General features: G+C 73.8%; 20 protein-coding genes. 16 read left to right on the top strand and 4 right to left on the bottom strand.

From position 1 onward, the window contains the following. Positions 1 to 445 precede the first annotated feature (445 nt). The gene (locus AB0D10_RS03220; RefSeq protein WP_360250333.1) at positions 446 to 1243 is read left to right on the top strand and encodes an SGNH/GDSL hydrolase family protein; all 798 of its coding nucleotides are present in this window, start codon (positions 446 to 448) and stop codon (positions 1241 to 1243) included. Between the two features lie 508 nt (positions 1244 to 1751). Here the strand turns inward: AB0D10_RS03220 and AB0D10_RS03215 are convergent. Then, complete coding sequence (locus AB0D10_RS03215; RefSeq protein WP_360250671.1) at positions 1752 to 2933, bottom strand: polysaccharide deacetylase family protein; 1182 nt, start codon at positions 2931 to 2933, stop codon at positions 1752 to 1754. A gap of 299 nt (positions 2934 to 3232) precedes the next feature. Then, positions 3233 to 5059: an AMP-dependent synthetase/ligase gene (locus tag AB0D10_RS03210; RefSeq protein WP_360250330.1), complete on the bottom strand. Its 1827-nt coding sequence runs from the start codon at positions 5057 to 5059 to the stop codon at positions 3233 to 3235. Positions 5060 to 5632: 573 nt separating this feature from the next. Between AB0D10_RS03210 and AB0D10_RS03205 the strand changes: the two genes are divergently transcribed. The 6 genes from AB0D10_RS03205 to AB0D10_RS03180 all read left to right on the top strand — a co-directional run bounded on the left by AB0D10_RS03205 (position 5633) and on the right by AB0D10_RS03180 (position 12347). Next, positions 5633 to 8773: a nitrate- and nitrite sensing domain-containing protein gene (locus AB0D10_RS03205; RefSeq protein WP_360250327.1), complete on the top strand. Its 3141-nt coding sequence runs from the start codon at positions 5633 to 5635 to the stop codon at positions 8771 to 8773. After that, positions 8770 to 9189: a roadblock/LC7 domain-containing protein gene (locus AB0D10_RS03200; protein ID WP_360250324.1), complete on the top strand. Its 420-nt coding sequence runs from the start codon at positions 8770 to 8772 to the stop codon at positions 9187 to 9189. The genes AB0D10_RS03205 and AB0D10_RS03200 overlap by 4 nt, the downstream gene beginning before the upstream one ends. 353 nt (positions 9190 to 9542) lie before the next feature. Continuing rightward, positions 9543 to 9872: a DUF742 domain-containing protein gene (locus AB0D10_RS03195; protein WP_360250668.1), complete on the top strand. Its 330-nt coding sequence runs from the start codon at positions 9543 to 9545 to the stop codon at positions 9870 to 9872. 82 nt (positions 9873 to 9954) lie between these two features. Continuing rightward, positions 9955 to 10503: an ATP/GTP-binding protein gene (locus AB0D10_RS03190; RefSeq protein ID WP_360250665.1), complete on the top strand. Its 549-nt coding sequence runs from the start codon at positions 9955 to 9957 to the stop codon at positions 10501 to 10503. Positions 10504 to 10855: 352 nt separating this feature from the next. Beyond that, positions 10856 to 10999, top strand: coding sequence for a hypothetical protein (locus AB0D10_RS03185; protein WP_360250321.1), 144 nt, complete (start codon positions 10856 to 10858; stop codon positions 10997 to 10999). A gap of 805 nt (positions 11000 to 11804) precedes the next feature. Beyond that, the gene (locus AB0D10_RS03180) at positions 11805 to 12347 is read left to right on the top strand and encodes a winged helix-turn-helix domain-containing protein (protein ID WP_360250662.1); all 543 of its coding nucleotides are present in this window, start codon (positions 11805 to 11807) and stop codon (positions 12345 to 12347) included. Positions 12348 to 12431: 84 nt separating this feature from the next. Here AB0D10_RS03180 and AB0D10_RS03175 read toward each other — a convergent pair whose 3' ends face one another. Continuing rightward, complete coding sequence (locus AB0D10_RS03175) at positions 12432 to 13214, bottom strand: IclR family transcriptional regulator (RefSeq protein WP_360250318.1); 783 nt, start codon at positions 13212 to 13214, stop codon at positions 12432 to 12434. Between the two features lie 531 nt (positions 13215 to 13745). Between AB0D10_RS03175 and AB0D10_RS03170 the strand changes: the two genes are divergently transcribed. The 6 genes from AB0D10_RS03170 (at position 13746) to AB0D10_RS03145 (ending at position 19839) form a co-directional block, all read left to right on the top strand. Further along, complete coding sequence (locus AB0D10_RS03170) at positions 13746 to 14858, top strand: ABC transporter substrate-binding protein (RefSeq protein WP_360250315.1); 1113 nt, start codon at positions 13746 to 13748, stop codon at positions 14856 to 14858. A 114-nt stretch (positions 14859 to 14972) separates the two neighbouring features. Continuing rightward, positions 14973 to 16001, top strand: coding sequence for an NrtA/SsuA/CpmA family ABC transporter substrate-binding protein (locus AB0D10_RS03165; protein WP_360250312.1), 1029 nt, complete (start codon positions 14973 to 14975; stop codon positions 15999 to 16001). A gap of 116 nt (positions 16002 to 16117) precedes the next feature. Next, on the top strand, positions 16118 to 16960 hold the full coding sequence (locus tag AB0D10_RS03160) for an ABC transporter permease (RefSeq protein WP_360250309.1): 843 nt from the start codon (positions 16118 to 16120) through the stop codon (positions 16958 to 16960). Continuing rightward, positions 16957 to 17763, top strand: a complete 807-nt coding sequence (locus AB0D10_RS03155) for an ABC transporter ATP-binding protein (RefSeq protein ID WP_360250306.1) — start codon at positions 16957 to 16959, stop codon at positions 17761 to 17763. The genes AB0D10_RS03160 and AB0D10_RS03155 overlap by 4 nt, the downstream gene beginning before the upstream one ends. A 90-nt stretch (positions 17764 to 17853) precedes the next feature. Continuing rightward, positions 17854 to 18759, top strand: a complete 906-nt coding sequence (locus AB0D10_RS03150; protein ID WP_360250303.1) for an ABC transporter substrate-binding protein — start codon at positions 17854 to 17856, stop codon at positions 18757 to 18759. 3 nt (positions 18760 to 18762) lie between these two features. Then, positions 18763 to 19839, top strand: a complete 1077-nt coding sequence (locus AB0D10_RS03145) for an LLM class flavin-dependent oxidoreductase (RefSeq protein ID WP_360250300.1) — start codon at positions 18763 to 18765, stop codon at positions 19837 to 19839. Positions 19840 to 19957: 118 nt separating this feature from the next. On the opposite strand, the gene AB0D10_RS03140 is transcribed toward AB0D10_RS03145, so the two are convergent. Further along, positions 19958 to 20950 carry an aldo/keto reductase gene (locus AB0D10_RS03140; RefSeq protein WP_360250297.1) on the bottom strand — a complete coding sequence of 331 codons (993 nt, stop codon included), beginning with the start codon at positions 20948 to 20950 and terminating at the stop codon, positions 19958 to 19960. A 262-nt stretch (positions 20951 to 21212) separates the two neighbouring features. Between AB0D10_RS03140 and AB0D10_RS03135 the strand changes: the two genes are divergently transcribed. The 3 genes from AB0D10_RS03135 to AB0D10_RS03125 all read left to right on the top strand — a co-directional run bounded on the left by AB0D10_RS03135 (position 21213) and on the right by AB0D10_RS03125 (position 22648). Beyond that, entirely contained in the window at positions 21213 to 21539 is a 327-nt protein-coding gene (locus AB0D10_RS03135; RefSeq protein WP_360250294.1) for an LLM class flavin-dependent oxidoreductase, read from the top strand. Continuing rightward, positions 21540 to 21689 carry a hypothetical protein gene (locus AB0D10_RS03130; RefSeq protein WP_360250291.1) on the top strand — a complete coding sequence of 50 codons (150 nt, stop codon included), beginning with the start codon at positions 21540 to 21542 and terminating at the stop codon, positions 21687 to 21689. Positions 21690 to 22081: 392 nt separating this feature from the next. Beyond that, the gene (locus AB0D10_RS03125) at positions 22082 to 22648 is read left to right on the top strand and encodes a TetR/AcrR family transcriptional regulator (protein ID WP_360250288.1); all 567 of its coding nucleotides are present in this window, start codon (positions 22082 to 22084) and stop codon (positions 22646 to 22648) included. The last annotated feature ends 98 nt before the right edge of the window (positions 22649 to 22746 follow it).

Below are 22746 nucleotides of genomic sequence, written 5' to 3'. Positions count from 1 at the left end.
CCGTGCCTTCCGCTGGTTCGGGGCATTTCGCGCGTTCGGCGCCGGGGGAGGCTCGCGCCGGCGCCCAGCCGTGTCCGGTCGCACCCGCGCGCGCTCACGGCGGCCCTTTCGCGCCCGCCGCGGTCTCCTCGTGCCCGTCGCCGCGCCCTCGCCTCGACGGCCGACCGCTGTCGAAACTGACTCAACGATGGTCGGACAACGACTCCAGGTTTACCCCTGCCTTAACGGCCGCAAGTTGCCGGTCTACGCGCGCAGTACTACGCGCGTCAAAGCGCACCCCCGCTGACCAGTGTGAAGTCACTTACCGTCGGCGGCAGTTCACCTCTCTGCTATCAGACGATTCGTCAATTGCCTTGGCATGAGCGCTTCCGGGTTCCCCGACCGCCTGGTATCACTTCTGTGACCCACGCCACGACCCCCCACTCCCCCCCACCCTGGAGGTGTCATGCTCCGCCCCGCCCGTGCCCTGTCCATCGCCGCGATTGCGGCAGGCCTCACCATGACGACGCTCTTCGCCGCCTCGTCCGCCAATGCGGCCGGCGTCAACTACGTGGCCCTCGGTGACTCGTACTCCGCCGGTGTCGGCGCCGGCAGCTACCTGAGCGACAGCGGCAGCTGCAAGCGCAGCACCAACGCGTACGCGTACCTGTGGAAGAACGCGCACTCGCCGTCCTCCTTCAAGTTCGTCGCCTGTTCGGGCGCCCGCACCGGCGACATCCTGAACAGCCAGATCTCCGCCCTGGACTCCGGCACCACGCTGGTCAGCATCTCGGTCGGCGGCAACGACGCCGGCTTCGCCGACACCATGCAGACCTGTGTCCTGGGCTCCGACAGTGCGTGCCTCAACGCCGTCAACACGGCCAAGAACTACGCGCTCAACACCCTGCCCGCCCAGCTGGACCAGGTGTACTCCGCCATCAAGTCCAAGTCGCCGAACGCCCACGTCGTGGTCATGGGCTACCCGCACATCTACAAGGTCGGCGGTGACTGCGTCTTCGGCATCGGCGACACCAAGCGCGCCGCCATCAACGGTGCGGCCGACACCCTGGACGGCGTCCTCGCCAAGCGCGCCGCCAACGCCGGCTTCACCTTCGGCGACGTCCGCAGCATCTTCACCGGCCACGAGATCTGCGGCAGCCTCACCACCTGGCTGAACAGCACCACCCTGCCGATCGACGAGAGCTACCACCCGAAGGCCTCCGGCCAGGCGGGCGGCTACCTCCCGGTCTTCTCGCAGTCCTGACGGGTCGCGTCGGTCTCCGACGCCGTCCTGCCGCGGGTGCCGCCGCCCCCTCCAGAGGCACGGGGAGGGGGCGGCGGCAACGCCGTTTCCGGCAACCGGTCGGGCGGGCCCGGTCGTCCCCGGCCCGCCCGACCGGCCTACGCCCTGTCCGGCCGGTCTTGCCGGGCCCGCGACGCCAAGATCGGCCGGACAGGACCTGGATCCGCCCGGTCGGCGGGAAGGGGATGCCGACGAGGACCGGCAGCAACTCCGCCTCCTCCGGGTCGAGGTGCTCGCGCATCGTCCCTTCGGAAGGGTGCTCGCTCGGCCACCGGCCGGCCCACTTCTCTGTGGCCGGCGCCGCGCTGCACCGCCTCATGAGAGCCATGCGGCGGACGGGCTGTCGATGAGCGGGATCGCTCAGCACGCTGCCGAGTGACTGCCCGAGCGGGACGGCCGAGTGAGTGCCCGCCGGGGACGGCCGGGCGACCGCCCGGCAGGGGCGGTCGCGGACGGGCGTGCCAGGGCCTCAGCGCAGGTAGTCGACCAGACCGGCGGGCCTGAGGCCGGCGGCGTCGGCGGCGGCCAGGGCGCGCTGTAGGTCGGTGGCCAGGGTGTCGGTCCAGTGCATGATGATGACGTCGCCCGGCTGCAGCGGGCCCGGGTGCCAGATGTCGGCGGCGCCCCAGCTGAAGTCGGCGTCGGCGGTGAGCACGGTGCGGATGCCGCAGTTGGCGGCGGCCTGCAGGGTGTCGGCGTTCGAGGCGAAGTACGGCGGGCGGACGACCACCGGTGTGGTGCCGAAGAGGCGGGTCATGGCGTCGCGAGCGTCGCAGATCTCGACCTGCTGCTGGTCCATGGGGAGCTTGCTGAGGTCGGAGTGGGAGACCGTGTGGTCCTGGACGGAGGAGCCGGGCACGGCGGTGACCCGCCGGAAGAAGGCCGGGTCGGTGCCCGCCGGCATCGGCAGCGGGAAGGCGGTGACGGGCAGGTGGTGGTCGGCGATGAACTGTTCCGCCTCCGGGGTGCGCTGCCAGCCGTCGTCCACGGTGAAGAAGACGACCTTGTCGGTGGTGGGGATCGAGCCCGTTGCCACTGCCGGGACGGGCGCGGGGCCGTCGACCCGGACGTCGTCGACCGAGAACGGGCCCTGCTGGTACCAGCCGTGCACGTACAGCCGGATGGTGCGCGCGGTGGGGCCGGTGGTGAAGCGGGTGGTCAGCCGTTGCCAGCCGCCGCCGGTGCTCTCCGTCCAGGCGGGCGGGAGGTCGTTGCCGGTGCCGGTGGCGCTCAGGTGGACGAAGGTGCCGCGGACCCAGGCGGAGGCGGTGTAGGTGGTGCCGGGCTGGACGGCGACGGTCTGGGTGCACTCGCCGGTGGAGTCGGCGGTCGCCGGGGTGACGGTCAGGGCGGAGGTGCCGGAGTGCGGGGCGGTGGTGGTGAGGGCGGCCTCGGTCGGACCGCCGGTGCAGGTCCAGCCGGGGATGCTGCCCCAGTCGGCGAGGCTCGGCGCGGGCACCTCGAACCCGGGGTCGGTCGCAAGGTTGACGGTCGCGGCAGGTGGCGCGGCCGCCGGGGCGGGCGCGGCGACGGACGTGCTCACGGCGGACGTGCTCGCGGCTGACGGCGCCGTGCGGGCGGAGGCCGCCGGGAGGGCGAAGGCGGTGAGCAGTGCGACGGAGGCGGCCAGTGCGGACAGGCGCGTGGACATCGACACGTGAGGACTCCAGCGTGTGGGGGGTGACGCCCGTGGGGAGGGCGTGAGCGGAATCGGGTGACAGGGTCGGAACCGTGATGGCCCGGGCGCTCCCGGAGGGACGGGAGGGCGGAGGGCGTGGGTGAAGGAGGCGTGTGAGCAGAGGGGGTGGCGGTGCGCCGCACGCGGACCGAAGAGAAACAATGGACTGGACCAATCGGCCCGTCAAGGGAACGGCAGGTGAACCGGACGGCCGTCGAGCCCGCGCCGCACCGGAGGAGACGATCCCTCAGAACGCCGGCCGTGCATGCCGATCAGGTGAGGTACAGCTCCTCGATGTCCTCCGCGTAGTACTCCGCGATGGCCGTCCGGCGCAGCTTGAGCGAGGGCGTCAGCAGGCCCTGCTCCTGGCTGAACTCCCGCGGCAGCAGCCGGAACGCGCGGATCGACTCGGCCCGGGAGACCGCCGTGTTCGCCGCCGCCACGGCGCGCTGGATCTCGGTGTGCAGGTCCTCGTCCGCGAGCACCGCCCAGGCGTCCAGCTGCTCCCGTCCGCGGGTCTTCAGCCAGTGCGACAGCGCCGGCTGGTCGAGCGTGATCAGTGCGGCCACGTACGGGCGGTCGTCGCCCACCACCAGGCACTGGGAGACCAGCGGGTGCGCCGCGACCCGGTCCTCCAGGCCCGACGGCGCGAGGTTCTTGCCGCTGCTGGTGACGATCAGGTCCTTCTTGCGGCCGGTGATGGTGAGGTAGCCGTCCTCGTCCAGCCGGCCCAGGTCGCCCGTCGCGAACCAGCCGTCGACCAGCGACTCGGCGGTGCACCGCGGGTGGTTGAGGTAGCCGCCGAAGACCGAGCCGCCGCACACCCACACCTCGCCGTCGTCGGCGATCGCCACCGACGCGCCCGGCACCGGTTGCCCGACCGTGCCGATCTTCTGCCGCCCGGTCGGGTTGGCCGTGATCGCCGCGGAGGTCTCGGTGAGCCCGTACCCCTCGAACAGCTGCAGCCCGGCGCCGGTGAAGAACAGGCCCAGTTCGCGCCGGAGCGAGGAGCCTCCGCACATCACGCTGCGGACCCGGCCGCCGAGCACCGCGCGCAGCTTCGGGTAGACGGTCCGCTCGTACGCGAGGTGGCGCAGCCGTAGCGCGGCGCCTGGTCCGGGCCCGCGCCCGAAGGCCTTCTGCTCCCGGGCGGCGGCCCAGTCGACGGCCACCTGCCGGGCCTGCTCGAAGAGTTCGCCGCGTCCGGAGTCCTCGGCGGCGCGCCGGGCCTGCTGGAAGATCTTCTCGAAGACGTACGGGACGGCGTGCAGGAAGGTCGGCCGGAAGGTCTCCAGGGCGGGCAGCAGCGCGTCGGTGGAGACCTCGGGGACGTGGCCGATCCGGAAGCCGGCGCGGATCGCCGCGATCTGCACCGCCCGCCCGTAGACGTGGGCGAGCGGCAGGAACAGCAGGGTGCCGGGCTGGCTGCCGCCGGTGTCGCGCAGGACGTCGCCCCAGCCGGCGAGCAGTGAGTCGGCCTCGGAGGCCAGGTTGGCGTGGGTGAGGAGGCAGCCCTTGGGGCGGCCGGTGGTGCCCGAGGTGTAGACGACGGTGGCGATGTTCTCGGCGGTGACGCCGAGGCGCTGGCGGTGCACCAGGGAGTCGGGTACGCCCCGGCCGTCCTCGGTGATCGCGGCGACGCAGTCGCGGTCCAGCTGCCAGATGCCGGTGAGGTCGGGCAGCGCGTCGCAGACCGCGCCGACGGTCATCGCGGCGTCCTCGTCCTCGACCAGGCAGGCCACCGCCTGGGTCTCGGCGAGGATCCAGCGCACCTGCTCGGCGGCGGCGGTGGGGTAGACCGGGACGGTGATCGCGCCGATGGACCAGAGCGCGTAGTCGAAGAGCGTCCACTCGTAGCGGGTACGGGACATCAGGGCGACCCGGTCGCCGTAGCGGACGCCGTGGGTGAGCAGGCCCTTCGCGAGGGCGAGCACCTGGTCCCGGAACTCCCGGGCGGTGACGTCCTGCCACCGGCCGTCGGCGGTCCGCCAGGACAGCTGGACCAGGTCGGGGGTGCGCTCGGCGGTGTCGTAGAGGGAGTCGGCGAGTCCTCCGGTGGCCTCCGGAACGGCCGGGGCGGGGGTGGTGAACTCGCGCACGTTCCTCCCCAGTTCGCGTCTCCCCGGCGCCTTCCGCCGGCCCGGGCCGGCCCGCCCTCCGGCCGCCGGGGCGGCGGCGCCCGGTTGTGCGGGTGGAGCGAAACTATCGGATCGCCCGGTCACTTCCCAGGGTTGTGACGGTGACGCGACGAGATCGGCACGGGTCCGGTCGGATGGTGTCGCGATCGGGGAGGCGCGGGGGAGGCAGGGGGAGGCGGGACGGCGTCGGCGAGGGGCGGGAGGGAAGCGGGGGAGTGACGGTGGCGGGTCGGGGTCGGGGTCGGGGCGTGCCACGGGGGAGGCGGAGGCGGACTTGGGGAAGACCCAGGAAGGGCCGGGGAAGGGTCCGGCGAGGGTGTCGGGCGAGGGCCGGAGCGCGGAGCGGGCGAAAAACCGGACGTCTGCGGATGATCCGGGCGCGAAGTGGAGGAGATTGCGACCGGTTTCTGACGTGTGCGGGGCAAGCCGGAGATGTGGATCGGTTCGACCCTCGAACGAGTGGTCAGGGCGTAGTAGAGTCGCGCAGACCCGTGGCCGGGAGCCCCCTCCGTATCCCTCCTTACCGTCCCCGCCGTGCCCCACCCCTCCCGGCGCGCCACCGCTTCCACGACCCCCACCCTCCCCGTCCGCGCCTGGCACTTCCCGACCGAGGACTCCATGCGTCTGCGCAGCAGCTCGATCCGCGCGAAGATCATCGCGCTGCTCCTGGTGCCCATCGTCGCGCTCACCGCCCTGTGGGTGTACGCGACCATCGCCACCACCGGGGACGTCTGGAACCAGTTGAGGATCAGCCGTACGTACAAGGAGTTCGCGGGCCCGGTCGACCAGTACGCCACCGACCTGCAGAACGAGCGCCGTGCCGCCGTCCAGCGCTTGGCCGACCCGCGCTCGCCCGTGGCCAGGGACGCCTACGAGCACGCCGAGACCGTCACCGACCACAGCCTCGCCGTGCTGCGGCAGATGAAGGACGCCTCGGCCGCCAAGCTCTCCACCTCCCAGCGCGGCCGCTTCGTGCAGATCATCGCCGCCGCCGACCAGATCGGCCCGCTGCGGTCCCAGGTCGGCCGGACCGCGCTGAACTGGGAGTTCGCGCTGGGCCAGTACAGCGACCTGGTCAAGCCGGTGTTCGGCTTCCGGTCCGCCTACGTCGCCCGGCAGACCGGCCAACTTCCGCGCCAGGGAACCATCCTGATCGAGCTGGTGCGCGCCCGCGAGTACCTGTCGCAGGAGGACGCGGCCATGGAGGGCCTGCGCTCGGGCGCCGCCAAGCCCACCGCCGAGCAGTACCAGGTCGCGCTGGACGCCCTGCACAACCAGCAGGCGCTGTACACCGTCTACGTCGCCGAGCTCGAACCCGCCGACCAGTCCGACTACATCGCGCTGCGCAGCGGTGAGGCCTGGGGCGCGCTGGCCCGCGCCGAGGCGGACTTCGTCGGCGCCGGCGGCCCCGACCGGGTCGTCCAGGCGCTCAACGGCGACTCCTGGCGGGAGACCGCCGACCGGGCGCTCGGCGACCTCGCCTCGATCAACAGCCGGATCGCCGCCGGGCTCGACGACCGCACGCGGTCCGCGGCGATCGGGATGCTCTGGCGCGGCGGCATCGCCGGTGCGATCGGCCTGGTCGCGGTCGTGCTGTCGATCCTGATCTCGTTCCGGATCGGGCGTGGCCTGGCCCGCGAGCTGATCGGCCTGCGCAACGCGGCCAACGAGCTGGCCGGCTCCCGGCTGCCCTCCGTCATGCTGCGGCTGCGCCGCGGCGAGCCGGTGGACGTGGCCACCGAGGCGCCCGAACTGCACTTCGGTGACGCCGAGATCGGCCAGGTCGGCCAGGCCTTCAACGCGGTCCAGCGGGCCGCCGTCGAGGCCGCCGTCGAACAGGCCGAACTGCGGCGCGGCGTCTCGGCCGTGTTCGTCAACCTGGCCCGGCGCAGCCAGGTGCTGCTGCACCGTCAGCTCACCCTGCTCGACACCATGGAGCGCCGCACCGAGGACCCGACGGAGCTGGCGGACCTCTTCAAGGTCGACCACCTCACCACCCGCATGCGCCGGCACGCCGAAGGTCTGATCATCCTCGCGGGCGGCTCGCCCGGGCGCGCCTGGCGCAAGCCGGTCCGGATGGTGGACGTGGTCCGGGCGGCGGTCGGCGAGGTCGAGGACTACGCCCGGGTGGCCGTCCGGCCGTTCCCCGGCACCGGCCTGCTCGGCAGCGCCGTCGCGGACGTCACCCACCTGATCGCCGAGCTCGTCGAGAACGCCGCGGTGTTCTCCCCGCCGACCACCCAGGTCACCGTCCAGGGTGAGGTGGTGGCGCACGGCTTCGCGCTGGAGATCGACGACCGCGGGCTCGGGCTGAGCGAGCAACTGCTCGCCGAGATCAACGAACGCCTCTCCGTGGAGCAGGAGTTCGACCTCGCCGACACCGACCGGCTGGGCCTGTTCGTGGTCAGCCGGCTGGCCCGGCGGCACGGCATCCGGGTGCACCTGCGGCCGTCCCCGTACGGCGGGACGACGGCGGTGGTGCTGATTCCGCGCGAGCTGCTGGCGGAGGCGCCGGACGGGCTGCCGGAGCCGACCGCGGCCGGCCGGCGGTCGGTGGGCTCCGACCGGCGCGGGCAGCGGGACCTGGTCGCGGTGCCGGGGACGGGAGCGGGAGCGGGTGTCCGGGGCGGCGTCGGGTCCGTGGCGTCGGTCGGATCCTCGTCCGGAGGGCCGTCCCGGTCCTCCTCCGGTTCCTCGTCCTCCTCCGGTTCCTCGTCCGCAGCCGGCGACGGAGTCGGCGGCCAGCACCGGGGGACGGGCGGGCCCCGGCCCTCCGTGCCCGAGGCGGGGCGCACGGCGGGCGGTCTGCCGCGTCGGGCCTCGCGGACCAAGGGCGGGCCGGTCCTGGTCCCCGCGCCCGGCGCGGACTCCGGGGAGACGCCGGGGACGGGGCGGCACCGGCGGGAGGACGTGGTGCTGGCCGCAGCCGCGGAGGCCTTCGAGGCCGCGGCGGCCACCGGGTCCGGTGCGGCCGGTGAGACCACCGCGACCGCCGCTGCGACCACCGCGACCACTGCTGCGACCGTCGAGGCCGCCGCGGCGCCACCGGTGGCCGCCGCGCCCCGGACGGCGGGCGGACTGCCGCGCCGGGTCCGGCAGGCGAACCTGGCGCCGCAGCTCAGGGAGCAGCGCGCGGACCAGCTGAAGGAACGATTCCGCAGCGCGGGCGGCGGGGAAGGGCCGGCGGGGGGCGCGGGTACCGACCCGGACGCCCGGGAGGTGCGGGAGCGCTCGCCCGAGGAGGCCCGAGCGACCTTCACCTCGTTCCAGCGCGGCTACACCCGGGGACGCGGTGCCGCCACCCCGGCGGACCGCACCGGCGCCGTCGAGGGCCGTGACGGCTCGACGAAGGGGCGCGACGGCAAGCCGGAGGCCCGCGAGGGCGCGCCGCGCGGTCGCGTCACCGTCGTCCCGGTCTGGCAGCCGCCGGACATGTCCCGCCGGGCGATCGCCCCGGCACCCGCCCCGGCTGCGTTGCCCGCGCCCTCGGACACCGGGCGGGCACCGCTCGCGCGCCGGCAGCAGCCCGGTCCGCCGGTCCGCCGCACACCGGGCCCCAGATCACCAGTACCGTCAGCATCACCCGTCGTACCCGCACCACCCACACGACCGGAACCACCCGCACGACCCGCATCACCTGCACCACCCGCTCCAGCGGAAGGAACTGATTCATGACCACTTCGACGCAGCCGTCCGGGGACCTCACCTGGCTCCTGGACGACCTCGTGGGGCGCGTCGCGGCCCTGCGGCACGCGGTGATCCTCTCCAGCGACGGCCTGGCCACCGGCGCCTCCCGCGACCTCGACCGCGAGGACGCCGAGCACCTGGCCGCCGTCGCGGCCGGGTTCCACAGCCTGGCCAAGGGGGCCGGCGCGCACTTCAAGGTCGGCGGCGTCCGGCAGACCATGATCGAGCTGGACGAGGCGTTCCTGTTCATCACGGCCGCCGGTGACGGCAGCTGTCTGGCCGTGCTGAGCGACGCCGAGGCCGACATCGGCCAGATCGCCTACGAGATGGCCCTGCTGGTCAAGCGGGTCGGCGAGCACATGGCTGCCGAGCCGCGCACCGAAATCGCCCCGCCGGGGAGATGAGCGGTCCGATGGCGGATCCCAAGGCGGACGTGCCGGACGGCCCGGAGGTGCCGGTGGGCACGGACGGGCCGGCCGGTGCGACCGCGCCTGCCGATGCGAACGCGTCGACAGAGACCGGCGCGCCGGCCGGCGTGGCCGCGTCCCAGGGCGCGGACGGTCCCGCGGATGCCCCGGCGGCCGGTCCCCCGGCCGGTCCCGCGGGCGCACCTGCGGACGCTCGGGTGGACCCGGAGTCGGTGGGCGCGGAGCCGGTGGACCCGGACGGGCCTGATGTCGACCTGTTCCGGCCCCGCACCCCGGTCGACGACCGCTGGTTCGACGACGAGGCCGGTCCGGTGGTGCGCCTCTACTCGATGACCCGCGGCCGCACCCGGCCGGTCGAGGAGGGTCTGTTCGACCTGATCTCGCTGGTCACGGCCGTCGAGCCCGGGCCGGACGCGGGGGCCGTGCCCGCGCACGTCCTCGACCCGGAGCACCAGACGCTGCTGTCCCTGTGCCGCAGCGAGCCGCTCTCCGTCGCCGAACTCGGCTCCTACACCGACCTGCCGGTCAGCGTGGTGCGGGTGCTGCTCGGCGACCTCTACGACGCCGACCTGATCAGCGTCACCCGACCCGTTCCGCTCGCCGAGCTGCCGGACGAGCGCCTGCTGCGAGACGTGATCAATGGACTCCGTGCGCTCTGACCACCACCTCCGCCCGGACGGTGCCGCGTCCCACCCGGCGAACGCCAACGACCCGCAGTGGCGCGGCGGTCCGGCAGTCGCGGTGAAGATCCTGGTCGCGGGCGGTTTCGGTGCGGGCAAGACCACCCTGGTCGGCTCGGTCAGCGAGATCCGACCGCTGCGCACCGAGGAGGAGCTCAGCGAGCTGGGCCGCCCGGTGGACGACACCTCGGGCGTGGAGGCGAAGCGCACCACCACGGTCGCGATGGACTTCGGCCGGATCGACCTGCGGACCGGCCTCGCGCTCTACCTGTTCGGCACGCCCGGGCAGGACCGGTTCTGGTTCGTCTGGGACGAGTTGGCGCGCGGCGCGCTCGGCGCCGTGGTGATCGCCGACACCCGTCGGCTGGCCGACTGCTTCCCGTCGGTCGACTTCTTCGAGCAGCGCGGCATGCCGTTCGTGGTCGCGGTGAACTGCTTCGAGGGCACCGAGCGGTTCTCCCCGGACGAGGTGCGGGACGCACTCGACCTCGACCCGGGCATCCCGGTCCTGCTCTGCGACGCGCGGCTGCGGGAGGACGGCAAGGACCTGCTCGTCGCCCTCGTCGAGCACGCCGCGGCGCGACGCCACCGCGCCCCCGCCCGAGCCTGACGGGGCGTCCGCCCGGGCGCCGGGCCTCGCGGGATCTCCGGGCTTCCCCGCGCCCCGCCGGGGCCTGAGGGAGTCTCGGGTGAGGGCTGCGGCGGTGTCCCGCCCGGACTGCCGTCTCATCCGGCCGTCCGCATCCCGGACGATCGGTGGGCGGAAGGTTGCCTAGACCGGCCCGGCCGTGGAAGGCTCTGTGGACGAGGGCCGCCCGGCCGTGCCGTCGGGGGAGCCGGAAACGCTCCGTTCACACGGGCGTTGCCGACCGGCGGACGGCCTTCGACGATCCGGCGGGGCACCGCCGGCGCGTGCCGACAACGGCGCGACGACACACGCAGAACGAGGGGGAGGGCAGCAGATGACCGTCGGCCGACGACTCGCCGTCACCGCCGTGCCCGGACCCCTCGCACCCGGCTCAGCCCGCTCGGGCGCCGCCGTTCCGGTGCTCACCGTCCGCCGCTACATCGACCACGCGCTGGTCTGTAGCGCGTGTTGTCGCTGACCGGCCCGTCCCGTCCCGGTACGTCCCCGGCGCTCCCGGCCCACCGGCCGCCGCCCGACGCACCGCAGATCCCGTCGACCAGGCCGTAGCGGACCGCCGTCCGGCGTGCCGCGGCCGACCAACCGGACCCGCCCAGCGGAGAGAACACCAGTGAACATCGTCTGCCTCAGACCTTCCCCCGCCGTCGTCGGCCGTACTCGAACGACCGTTGCGGCCCCCGGGGCGTGCGCGGGTGACGGCCGGACCGGACGGTGGAACGGGCGCGCGGGCCGCGCGGTGGACAGCCGACGGGGCCGCCACGACCTCGAACCGTTCTGGCCGTCCCGGCAGCCGCACCTGTTCGATCAGACGTGTCCGGGCTCGCCCAGCGCGTCCCGGCCCTCCGCCCGCTGATCCGGTTCCGTCCGGTCCAGCCCCGGTAATACGCCCGGTCGACGCGCAGACGACCCACCCCGTCCGTCACGCGCGAAATGAGCGGCACACCATGTCTTCTTCCTCCACGGCCACCCTGCCCCTGCCCACCGCGACCCCGCACCTGCGCGCGGTCCGCTCGGCGCCGTCCGTCCCCACCGTTGCGCCCGTCCCCGCCGCCGTGCCCGGTGCCCCCGGCCCGGCCGGGGTCGCGGGCCCCTCCGTCCGGTCGTCCGTCGGCCCGTCCGTCGCCCCGGCTTCGGTGGCCGACCGATGGCCCGGAGCGGCCGTCCGTCCGCCGCACGCCGGACCGGCCCGCCCGGGGGTCGCCCCGGCCGCCGCGGCGACCCCCGCGCCGCAGCCGGGTGCGGTCGCTCCGCCGGCCCCGCTCGCGCTGCTCGCCGCGCTGCCGGAAGGGGCGGCCGTCGTCGCCGCCCTGCCGCAGGGCGTGCTGCCGCAGGGGCTGCTCGCCCAGTACGGCACGCAGTTCGGTGCGAACGGGAGCCCGCTGGTCGGGTACCTGGTGCTGGTGCCCGCCGAGAGCTCGGCGGCGGGGGACCCGGGCCTGCCCGGTGTGCCCGTCACCCCGACCCCGCCCGGGTCCGGCGCCCAGGCCCAGGCGGGTGTCCGCCCGGTGCGTCCCGCGGGCCGCGGCATCAGCGTCGACACCGAGCGGCGCAACGCCTACGTCGACGGGCGGCTGCTCGACCTCACCTACCTGGAGTTCGAGCTGCTGGCCCACCTCACCGAGCACCCGCAGCGGGTGCACACCCGGGATCACCTGGTCTCCGCGGTCTGGGGTTACGGCCACGTCGGGGACGGCCGGACGGTCGACGTGCACGTGGCCCGGCTGCGCCGCAAGCTCGGATCCGTCTACCGCGACACGATCGTGACGGTCCGCCGGGTCGGCTACAAGTACACCCCGGCCGTCGTCTGATCGCTGCCGCCGACTCCAGCGGCCGGCCGCCCGTGCCCCCTGAAGGGGCGGGCGGCCGGCCGCTGCGCATTGCGTGACGAGCCGTCAGGCCCGCTGGCCGGGTGGCAGCAGGAGTACGGCGAGGGCGTCGGCGCAGGTGCGGGCGTGGCCCAGGAACCAGTCCAGCCGGTCGTCGGTGAGGTGCGCCGGGGTCGAGCGGACCGCGAGCGCGAAGCGGGCCTGCCCGGCGCCGTCCAGGACGGGGATGGCCACCGTCCGCACCCCGTCGGCCGACTCGCCGTCGTTGAGGGCGTACCCGGCCACCCGGACCTTCGCCAACTCCTCGTCCAGGAGGGCTGGTTCGGTGATCGTCCGGTCGGTGAAGGGGCGTAGCGGGCCGAGCGTCGAGGTCGCCGCCCGGCCCGGGCGCGGCCAGGCCAGCAGGACCTTGCCGAGCGCCGTGGAGTGCAGCGGGCGGCGCAGGCCCAGCCCGGTGTCGGGTCGGACCGATCCGCCGACCAGGATCACCGCGTGCGGGCCGCTGCGGATCGCGAGGTCCGCCGTCGCCTTGGTGCGCCGGGAGAGCAGCTCCAGCTCGGGCGCGGCCAGGTGCAGTCCGCGCTGGTGGAAGGTGAGTTGGCCGAGTTCGGCGACGGCCGGGCCGAGCCGGTAGCGGGCGTTCTGCCCGTCCTGCTCCAGGAACCCGGCACTGACCAGCGTGCGGGCCAGCCGGTGCGCGGTGGAGACCGAGAGGCCCATCCGGCGGGCCAGGTCGGAGGCGCTCAGGTCGGGGCCGTTGTCGTGGAAGCAGTGCAGCAACCCCAGCGCGCGCTGGACCGCCTGCGCACCGGCCGGCGGGTTCTGGACGGCGGTGGCGGCCTCGGCCATGACACCTCGCGTTTCGGTTCGGGTTCCGGTCGGACCGCCGGAGGGAGTCTCAGCGTAGGGCAGCCGGTGCTGCGGGAATGTGTCGATGACGTTGCAATGGAATGGCATTGATGAACAATCGATCCCACCATGTGGCAAAGGCTTGATTCCGGATCGACGGCCGTGGAACGCTCCTCACAACGCGCCGAACGGCACCAAGGACCGGGCGGCGCGGATGGCCCGACTCGCGGGAAGGAGCAGTGCCGTGACGTTCCGCCGGTGTCTCCCCTCCTGTGCGTGTTGTCGCTGATCCGCTGACGGGTTGATCGGCCCACCCGGTGATCCGCTGGCCGGTTGATCTGCCGACCCTGCGTCGCGCCGCCACCGTTCCCGCGGTGCGCGATCCTTCCGCCTCCCGGCGGCGCGCTCGCCGGGGGCGTGCCCGGACCCGCTCCCTTTCGGCGGCCGTCGGAGCCTGCCGTTCGCTTCCGTTCGCTGCCGTGCCTGCCTCGCTCTCCTCGCCTCCGTGACCTTCGTAGAGGACCAAGCCCCGTGTCCAGTCGTTCCATCGGCCCCTCCATCGGCCCCTCCACCGGCCCCTCCGCCCTTCCCGACACCCTGTGGTTCACCCGCTGCCCGGTGCCCACCGCGACCGGGATCGCCGCCGACCGGGGTTGGCTCGCCCGTGAGTTCGCCGCCGACGGGATCGCCGTCCGCTCGCTCCAGGACGCCCCGCCCGAGGAGGCCGCCGACCACCACTACACGCACGCGCTCACCGGCCTCTTCCGGGAGGGCGGCAACGTGCCCGCGCTGTGGGCCCGTTCGCGGGGTGCGGCGACCCGGCTGATCGGCCTCACCTGGATCGAGGAGCGCCAGGTGGTCCTGGTCCGGGTCGGCAGCGGCATCACCGGGCCCGGACAGTTGCGCGGGCTGCGGCTGGCTCTCCCACATCATGGAATAGGCATCGACTTCTGGCGGGCCATGGCCCTGGCCGGCTTCCGCGGCGCCCTCGCGCTCGCCGGACTCACCCTCGACGACGCCGTACCCGTCGACGTCCCGGCCGTGCCCGGCGGCGGGCAGTGGTCGGCCGAACTGGCCGCGCTGCGGGACGGCACGGTCGACGCGGTGTACGTGAAGGGGGCGCTCGCCGTCGAGGCGGCCCGCCGGATCGGCGCGGAGGTGGCCGTGGAGTTGGATGCGGCGCCGGACCGTCGGGCCAGGGTCAACAACGGGACGCCCCGGCCGGTCACCGTCCACCAGCGTCTGCTCGACGAACACCCCGAGCTGGTTGCTCGCTTCCTCGCCGTCCTGCTGGAGGCCGCCGACTGGGCGGCCGAGCGGCCGGCGGAGGTGGCCCGGATCCTCCGGGCCGAGACCGGGGCCGGCGCCGAGGGCGTCGCCGGGGCCTACGCGGCGGGCAGCCACCGCACCCTGCGCCTGGACCTGTCGGCGGAACGGCTGGAGCTGTTGGCGCTGCAGGAACGCTTCCTGCGGGAACGGGGCTTCCTCGTCGCGCCGGTGGACGTCCAGGCGTGGGCGGACCCGGAACCGCTGCGCGCGGCCCGTGAGCTGCTCGACCGGCGGCGGGCGGGCGTGGCGGCGGGCCTCCGCGGTCCCCTCGACGTCCCCGCTCGCGCCGATGGCCTTCGGCGAACAGCTCAGTGAACGGCTTTCAGTGAACCGCCTTCGGCGGACGACTTTCAGATGTCGACTTTCAGCTTTCAGATAACAGATTTCGAAAGTTGTCAGTTGTCATCCGGTACCCCATTGGAGATCCCCGTGAAGACCCACCGCCTGGCCCTCGCCGCCACCGCGCTGCTCGCCTCCACCACCCTGGCCGCCTGCGGCTCGTCCGCCGGCGGGACCGAGGCCTCCGCCGGCGGAGGGGCCGACGGCAAGGCCGATGTGGTGCTCCGCCTGCCCGACCCGGGGAACAACGGGTTCCTCGCCCTGGGCAAGAAGGACGGCTCGCTGGACCGGGCCCTGGCCGCCGTCCACGCCAAGGTCGCCTGGACCGGCAGCGCCGGTCCCTTCGCTCCTGCCGCCCAGGCCCTCTCCGCCGACCAACTGGACGTCGCCCAGGGCTCGATCACCTCGGCCGTGGCCGCGCTCGCCCAGAAGCCCGGCTTCAAGCTGTTCGCCCAGACCGCGCCCGACGGCGTCGGCGAGGGGATCCTGGTGAAGAACGGCTCGCCCGTCACGTCCGTCCGGGACCTGGTGGGCCGGAAGGTCGCCGTCTCCCAGGGCGGAACCAGTGAGTACCTGCTTCTCAAGGCGTTGGCCGAGAACGGCGTCCCCGCGGACCAGGTGGAGCGGGTCTACCTGCGGGCCGACCAGACCTCCGGCGTGTTCAACTCCGGCCAGGTGGACGCCTGGGCGACCTGGAACACCTTCTCGACGCCCGCCGTCGCGAACGCCGGCGCGCACTTCCTGGTCAACGGCCGGGAGGTGGGCTCCGACAACTACGCCGTCTGGGCCGTGCGCAACGGCTTCGCCGACAAGCACCCCGGGGTGGTCAGGGCCTTCTACGCCTACCTGCGCGAGAACGGCCGGAAGGAGAAGGCCGATCCGGCCGCCTACCTCAACGTCTTCACCGACTCCGGCCCCACCGCCGTCACCCCCGCGGAGAAGGACGTCGCGGTGAACGTCGGCAAGCAGAGCGCCGCGGCCGACGCCATCTCCGACGCGGACACCGTCCGGTTCGGTACGGTCGCCCGGTTCTTCGCCGAGCAGAAGGTCACCAAGCAGCTCGTGGACGTCAAGCCGTACCTGATCGACATCGACACGCTCGGGGACGGTGCCAAGTGACCACCGCAGCATCGGACGTGGCCGCCGGCCGCGCAGGCGGACCCGAGGCCCCGCCCGCAGCCGGGTCCCCCGCCCCGCCCGCAGCCGGACCCGCATCCGGCGGTGCGCCGGGAAACGTGCCCGGCGACACCCGGGCCGCACTGGACGCCGGTCTGGTCGCCCCGCGCGGCAGACGGCACCGGCCCCGCCCGCGGGCGCTCGCCGTCACCCTGCGCGCGCTCGGTCCGCTGGCCCTGCTCGGAGGCTGGGCACTCGCCTCCGCCACCGGCGCGCTGACCCAGGACGTGCTCGCCTCGCCGGCCCAGGTCGCGGGAGCGGTGGCGGAGTTGTGGAGCAACGGCCAGTTGGCCGACGCCCTGGCGGTCTCCCTCACCCGAGCCGGACTCGGCCTGTCTTTCGGGGCGTCCGCCGGTCTGGTGCTCGGGGTGATCACCGGATTCACCCGACTCGGAGAGGAGTTGCTCGACTCCGCCGTCCAAGTCCTGCGCACCGTACCGTTCCTGGCGCTCGTCCCGTTGTTCATGGTGTGGTTCGGCATCACCGAGACCGCGAAGGTCGCCCTGATCGCCGTCGCCACCAGCTTCCCGATGTACGTGTCCGCCTCCGGTGGGGTCCGCAGTACGGATCGCAAACTGGTCGAGGCGATGCGCAGTTTCGGCCTCGGCGGCTGGGCGATCGTCCGGACGGTCGTGCTGCCCGGCGCGCTGCCGTCCCTGCTCTCCGGGCTGCGCCTGTCCATGACGCTCAGCGTGATCGCCCTGATCGCCGCAGAGGAGATCAACTCCACCGAGGGGATCGGGTACTTGATGGCCCAGGCCCAGAACTACTCCCGCACCGACGTCCTCGCCGTCTGCATCCTGATCTACGGGGTGCTCGGCCTCACCGCGGACGGCATCGTCCGGGTCCTGGAGCGGGCGCTGATGCCGTGGCGCCGGGCCGTCCAGGGGGCGGCCCGATGACCGTGACCGCAGCCCGTGCGACGTCCGCCGCCACGCCCGACGGCGCACCCGCCGCCACGCCCGCCGCCACGCCCGACGGCGCACCCGCAGGCGGCGCGTCCGGGGAGGCCGTCCCGGCGGTCCATCTGCGCGGACTGCGCCGGGTGTTCGGCACCCGGACGGTCCTCGACGGAGTCGACCTCTCCATCGCCCGCGGCGAGTTCGTCGCACTTCTGGGCGCCAGCGGCACCGGGAAGACCACGCTGCTGCGCATCCTCGGCGCGCTCGACCAGGCCGACGAGGGCACGGTGCTCGTCCCTCCGGCCCGTACGGTGGTGTTCCAGGAGCCCCGACTCGTCCCGTCCAAGCGGGTGTTGGCCAACGTCACGGTCGGTCTGCCGCGCGGTGCCGAGACCCGGGGCACCGGGCTGAAGGCACTCGCAGAGGTCGGTCTGGACGGGCACGCCGACGCCTGGCCGGCCACCCTCTCGGGCGGCGAGGCGCAGCGCGTCGCGCTCGCCAGGGCGCTCGTCCGCGAGCCCCGACTCCTGCTGCTGGACGAGCCGTTCGCCGCCCTGGACGCGCTCACCCGGCTGCGCATGCAGGACCTCGTCGGCGACCTGGTCCGCCGCCACCGCCCGGCCGTGCTCCTGGTCACCCATGACGTGGACGAGGCCGTCCGGCTCGCCGACCGTGTCGTGGTCCTGCGCGACGGTCTGGTGGCCCGGGACGAGGCGGTGGCCGTCGACCGCCCGCGCGACCCCGCCGACCCGGCCTTCGCCGAACTGCGCCGACGGCTGCTGGCCGACCTCGGTGTCCACTGACCACCCGACCTCCCCGCTCCCGTCACCCGACCTCCCCGCTCCCGTCGACCTCCCCGGCCGAACCGAGCCCGTACCACCGGAGTCGAACAGATGACCGTCACCCTCGGCGTCCACGCAAGCAACCCCTCGCTCTACTACCTCGCCCGGCTCCCCTACCTGGACGAGGAACTGGCGCCGCTCGGCGAGACCGGTGCTTTTTACCACTACGCCGACGGCACCCGCACCGGCGCACTGCTCGCCGACGGCACCATCGACTTCGGCGGCACCGGCTCCACCCCGCCGATCACCGCACAGGCGGCCGGCCACGCCCTGGTCTACGCGGCGGTGTCCGCGCCGCGCCCGGACCACGGCGCCCTGCTGGTGTCGGCCGCGGGCCCGGTCCGGACGGTCGCGGACCTCAAGGGCGGCACCGTCGTCCTCGGCGTCGGCTCCTGGCAGACCCACCTGCTCGCCAAGGCCCTGAACGGGCAGGGGCTGACGTACGGCGGGGACGTCACCGCGGTGCGCCCGGCGGCGGGTGAGGACCAGGCCCGGAGGCTGCGCGAGGGCGAGATCGCCGGCTGGATCGCGCAGGGTGCCGAACTCGCCGCCGCCCGGCGCAGCGGGGACCTCCGCGAGCTGATCCGCACCGGTGACGTCATCACCGACCGCTCGGTGTTCTTCACCCGGCGCGAGTTCGCGACCGGGCGTCCCGCGGTGGTCGCCGCGATCACAGGCGCGCTGCGCCGCGCGGACGCCTGGGCGGCCGCGCACCCGGCCGAGGCCGCCGCGATCGCGGCCGGGGAACTGGGCGGCACGGTCGCCGACTGGCGGACGGCGCTGGCCGCACTGCCGTGGCGACTGGAGCCCGCCACCGCCGGGTTCGTCGCCGAGCAGCAGGAGGCCGCGGACATCTTCCGCACGGTGGGCTTCATCGACCGCGCGCTGACCGTAGCCGACGCCCACCTGCCCGCCCTGGAGGCCCCGGTGGCCGCCGCGCTCGCGAAGGCGGTCTGACGCGTGCCCTCCGAAGTCCTCTGGTACATCATCCCGCGCGAGGGTCACTACCCCTGGGAGCCGGCCGGCCGCCGCCCGGTGGACCTGCGTTACCTGCAGCAACTCGCCGGCAGTGTGGAGCGGTTGGGCTACACGGGTGCCCTGCTGGCGACCGACCTCCACGACGTCTGGACGCTCGGCAGCGCGCTCGCGGCGGCCACCACCCCGGCCTTCAAGCCGCTGCTGGCCGTCCACCCCGGGCTGATCTCGCCCACCCTGCTGGCCAAGATGGCGCTCAGCTTCGACCGACTGCACGGCGGCCGGCTGCGCTTCAACGTGGTCAACGGCTCGACCGCGCAACTGCGCGAGTACGGCCTGGACGTCGAGCACGACGACCGGTACCGGCTCAGCGGCGAGTACTGGTCGATCGTCAAGCGCCTCACGGCCGGTGAGGTCTTCGACCACAAGGGCGAGTTCTACGACCTGAAGAACGCCGGCGCGAGCCTGCGCGAGCTGATCCCGGAGCAGCCCGGTGGCATCCCGCTCTGGTTCGGCGGCAGTTCGGCGGCCGGGATCGAGATGGCCGCCGAGCACGTGGACGTGTACCTGACCTGGGGCGAGCCGCCGCACCTGCTGAAGGAGAAACTGGACCTCGTGCGCGAGCGTGCCGCCGCGCACGGCCGGACCCTGCGGATCGGGCTGCGGCTGCACCTGATCGTGCGGGACACCGAGGACGAGGCCTGGGCGGCGGCCGACCGGCTGCTGGACGTCACGAGCGAGGCGACGTACGCGCGCCGACTGGGCGACGCGACGGGGGAGGACGGGGTCGGCTGGCAGCGGCAGTTCCGCCAGCACGGCGGCAGGGTGCCGGCCCGGGCGCGGGAGCTGGAGGCCCACCCCAACCTGTGGCCGGGGATGAGCCTGTTCCGGCCCGGTCCCGGAACGGCGGTGGTGGGCTCGACCGCCCAGGTGATCGAGCGGCTGCAGGAGTTCGAGGCGCTGGGCGTCGACACCTTCATCCTCTCGGGGAACCCGCTGCTGGAGGAGGCCCACCGGGTTGCAGAAACGGTTCTGCCCGGCTTGGGCATCGGCCGGAGCTGATGGGCTGACGGATGTCGGCCGACAGCTGACGGATCACAGCCGACAGATGACAGCCGACAGATTTCGAAATCTGTCAGCTGTCATCTGTCACGTCGACGCAGCCTGGTGAATCAGCAGCTCACCGGCTCAGTCGGTCGATCTCCGCCAGCTGCTCCGCCGTCAGCGGCCCGCCGGCCAGTGCGTCGAGGTTCTGGTCCAGCTGGGCCACACTGCTCGCACCGATGATCACCGACACCACCCGCGGGTCCCGGAGCACCCAGCTCAGCGCCAGCTGCGCCAGCGTCTGCCCGCGCTCCTCGGCGATCTTGTTCAGTGCCCGCAGCTGTTCCAGCTTCGGCCCGGTGAGCGCCTCCTCGGTCAGGAACTTCCCGACCGACATCCGAGAGCCCGCCGGCACGTCGCCGGAGAGGTAGCGGTCCGTCAACAGTCCCTGGGCGAGCGGCGAGTAGGCGATCAGGCTGGTCTGGGTGTCGCCCACCGCGTCCAGCACGCCGGCCTCCTCGACGTGCCGGTCGAGGATCGAGTACGCCGACTGGTTCATCAGCACCGGCGTCCCCAGCTCGCGCAGGATCCCCACCGCCTCCCGGTGCTGCTCCGCCGGGTAGTTGGAGATCGCGGCGTACAGCGCCCGGCCCGAGCGCACCGCGGTGTCCAGTGCCCCCATCGTCTCCTCGATCGGGGTGTCCGGGTCGTAGCGGTGCGAGTAGAAGACGTCGACGTAGTCCAGCCCCATCCGGTCGAGCGACTGGTCGAGGCTCGCCAGCAGGTACTTGCGGCTGCCGCCGTTGCCGTACGGGCCGGGCCACATGTCCCAGCCGGCCTTGGTGGCGATGAACAGCTCGTCCCGGTACGGCCGGAAGTCCTGGGCGAACAGGTAACCGAAGTTGCGCTCGGCGCTGCCGTACGGGGGGCCGTAGTTGTTCGCCAGGTCGAAGTGCGTGACGCCCCGGTCGAAGGCGCGGCGCAGCACCGCCCGCTGCACCTCCAGCGGCTGGGCGTCACCGAAGTTGTGCCAGAGCCCGAGCGAGACGGCGGGCAGCTGGACGCCACTGCGGCCGGCCTTCCGGTAGGTCATCGAGGCATAGCGGTCATCCGCGGCGAGGTAGCTCATGCCGGACATCCTGCCAGTCGGCACCGGCGGATCAATCCCTTGCCCGCTCCTTGGTCGGTGCCTACGCTTGCGGAGGATCGTGTGCGTGCGGGGTGGGGGGAGGCGTGATGGCAGTCCGGGGCGTGTCCGCCGGGTCCGCCGTACCCGTTGCTCCCGGCTCGCCCGTGGTGCAGTCGGGGCCGCCGGCGCAGCCCGGGCCACCGACACGTGCCGTCCGTGTATCGCACGCCGTGCCCGTGGCGCGCGCCGTACCCCGCTGTTGTTGTCGCCCCCGCAGCAGCACCCGGCGCTGACGCCACGCCCGCTCTTCTCCGCGAACTCCTTCCACCCGCTGGAGAAGTACCGTTCGCTGGTCGAGCACTACCGCGAGCGCTGGGCGCACTGCGGACACGATCCGGAGCGGGCCCGGGTCGGCGCGGGCTTCGGCGGACTGTACGTCGCCAAGCGCTCGCAGGACGCCGTCGAGGGCTACCGCCCCTACTGGAACGCCCTGTTCGGCTCAGCAGCCGGCCGTCACAACAACTCCCCGTTCGGCTCGCTGGAGGACGCGCTGGACCGCGGATCGGCGCTGGTCGGCAGCCCGCAGTAGGTGATCGAGAAGATCCACCGCTACCGCGAGGCCTTCGGCAACGAGGTGGTCGGCATCGGCGTGGACGCGCTCACCGAGGGGGTGCAGCGCGAGCAACTGGAGCTGTTCGCGGGTGAGGTGGCGCCCGTGATCCGGCGCGAACTCCGGTGACGGACGGTCCGTCGCCCGCCCGCGCAGCGCGCCGTGCACCCCCTACGCGGTGTGACGCCGACAACCGTGCGTGACGTGACGCGCGCCACCGATCGCGCCGGAATGCCGTTCGGTGGCGCGGGGGATGACGAACCGTCGAGGGGCCGTGGCCGCCGGGGGGCGGCGCACGGCCCTCAGTCGGCCGGGCGACCGTCGAACGCCCCCGGCACCCCGGCCCAGCAGACCGCCTGCTCACCTGCCCGATTGCCCAGTAGACCGCCTGCCCGCCTGCCCGACTGCTCGCCTGCCCGCCTGCGGGCTCGTGTCCGCGTCGGCCGCCGGACCTGTCTCAGGGCAACGGGATCCGGAAGACCACTGGCTCTCTGTACCTACTGGTATGTACAGTGGTCTGCATGAGCACCCAGGACCGCCTCATCGAGAGCACCCAGGCCCTCCTCTGGGAACGCGGCTACGTCGGCACCAGTCCCAAGGCCATCCAGCAGCGCTCCGGGGTCGGCCAGGGCAGCATGTACCACCACTTCGCCGGCAAGCCCGACCTCGCAGCCGCCGCCCTGCGCCGCAGCGCCGAGCAGATGCGGGGCATCGCCGAGGCCGACCTCGCCGCCCCGGGCAGCGCCTACGACCGCTTCGCCGCGTACCTGCGCCGCGACCGTGACGTCCTGCGCGGCTGCCGGATCGGACGGATGGCCCAGGACCCGGACGTGGTCGCCGACCCCCAGCTGCGCGCCCCCGTCGAGGAGACCTTCGACTGGCTGCGCGGCCGGATCGCCGAACTGGTCGCCGAAGGCCGGGCCGGCGGCGAGTTCGCCCCCGGCCTCGACCCGGACGACACCGCCGCCGCCGTGGTCGCCGTCGTCCAGGGCGGCTACGTCCTCGCCCGCGCCGCCGACAGCACCGAGCCCTTCGACCGCGCCGTCAGTGGCGCCCTCGGCCTGCTGGCGGCACACCGGGCGGCCTGAGGAACAAGACGGACCGGACGCGCAGGTCGGACCGGACGCGCAGGGCGGCCAGGCCGTGGGTGCGGACCGCACCGGACCCCACCCACGGCCCCAGCCGC

The organism is Kitasatospora sp. NPDC048545 (assembly GCF_040651155.1).
GTDB lineage: Bacteria > Actinomycetota > Actinomycetes > Streptomycetales > Streptomycetaceae > Kitasatospora.
This window is presented reverse-complemented; position numbering and strand designations above follow the sequence as displayed.

Coding starts and splice junctions, on each gene's coding strand:
- AB0D10_RS03220 (WP_360250333.1), top strand. CDS start 446: ATGCTCCGCCCCGCCCGTGCCCTGTCCATCGCCGCGATTGCGGCAGGC.
- AB0D10_RS03215 (WP_360250671.1), bottom strand. CDS start 2,933: ATGTCCACGCGCCTGTCCGCACTGGCCGCCTCCGTCGCACTGCTCACC.
- AB0D10_RS03200 (WP_360250324.1), top strand. CDS start 8,770: ATGACCACTTCGACGCAGCCGTCCGGGGACCTCACCTGGCTCCTGGAC.
- AB0D10_RS03195 (WP_360250668.1), top strand. CDS start 9,543: ATGACCCGCGGCCGCACCCGGCCGGTCGAGGAGGGTCTGTTCGACCTG.
- AB0D10_RS03185 (WP_360250321.1), top strand. CDS start 10,856: ATGACCGTCGGCCGACGACTCGCCGTCACCGCCGTGCCCGGACCCCTC.
- AB0D10_RS03175 (WP_360250318.1), bottom strand. CDS start 13,214: ATGGCCGAGGCCGCCACCGCCGTCCAGAACCCGCCGGCCGGTGCGCAG.
- AB0D10_RS03155 (WP_360250306.1), top strand. CDS start 16,957: ATGACCGTGACCGCAGCCCGTGCGACGTCCGCCGCCACGCCCGACGGC.
- AB0D10_RS03150 (WP_360250303.1), top strand. CDS start 17,854: ATGACCGTCACCCTCGGCGTCCACGCAAGCAACCCCTCGCTCTACTAC.
- AB0D10_RS03140 (WP_360250297.1), bottom strand. CDS start 20,950: ATGAGCTACCTCGCCGCGGATGACCGCTATGCCTCGATGACCTACCGG.
- AB0D10_RS03125 (WP_360250288.1), top strand. CDS start 22,082: ATGAGCACCCAGGACCGCCTCATCGAGAGCACCCAGGCCCTCCTCTGG.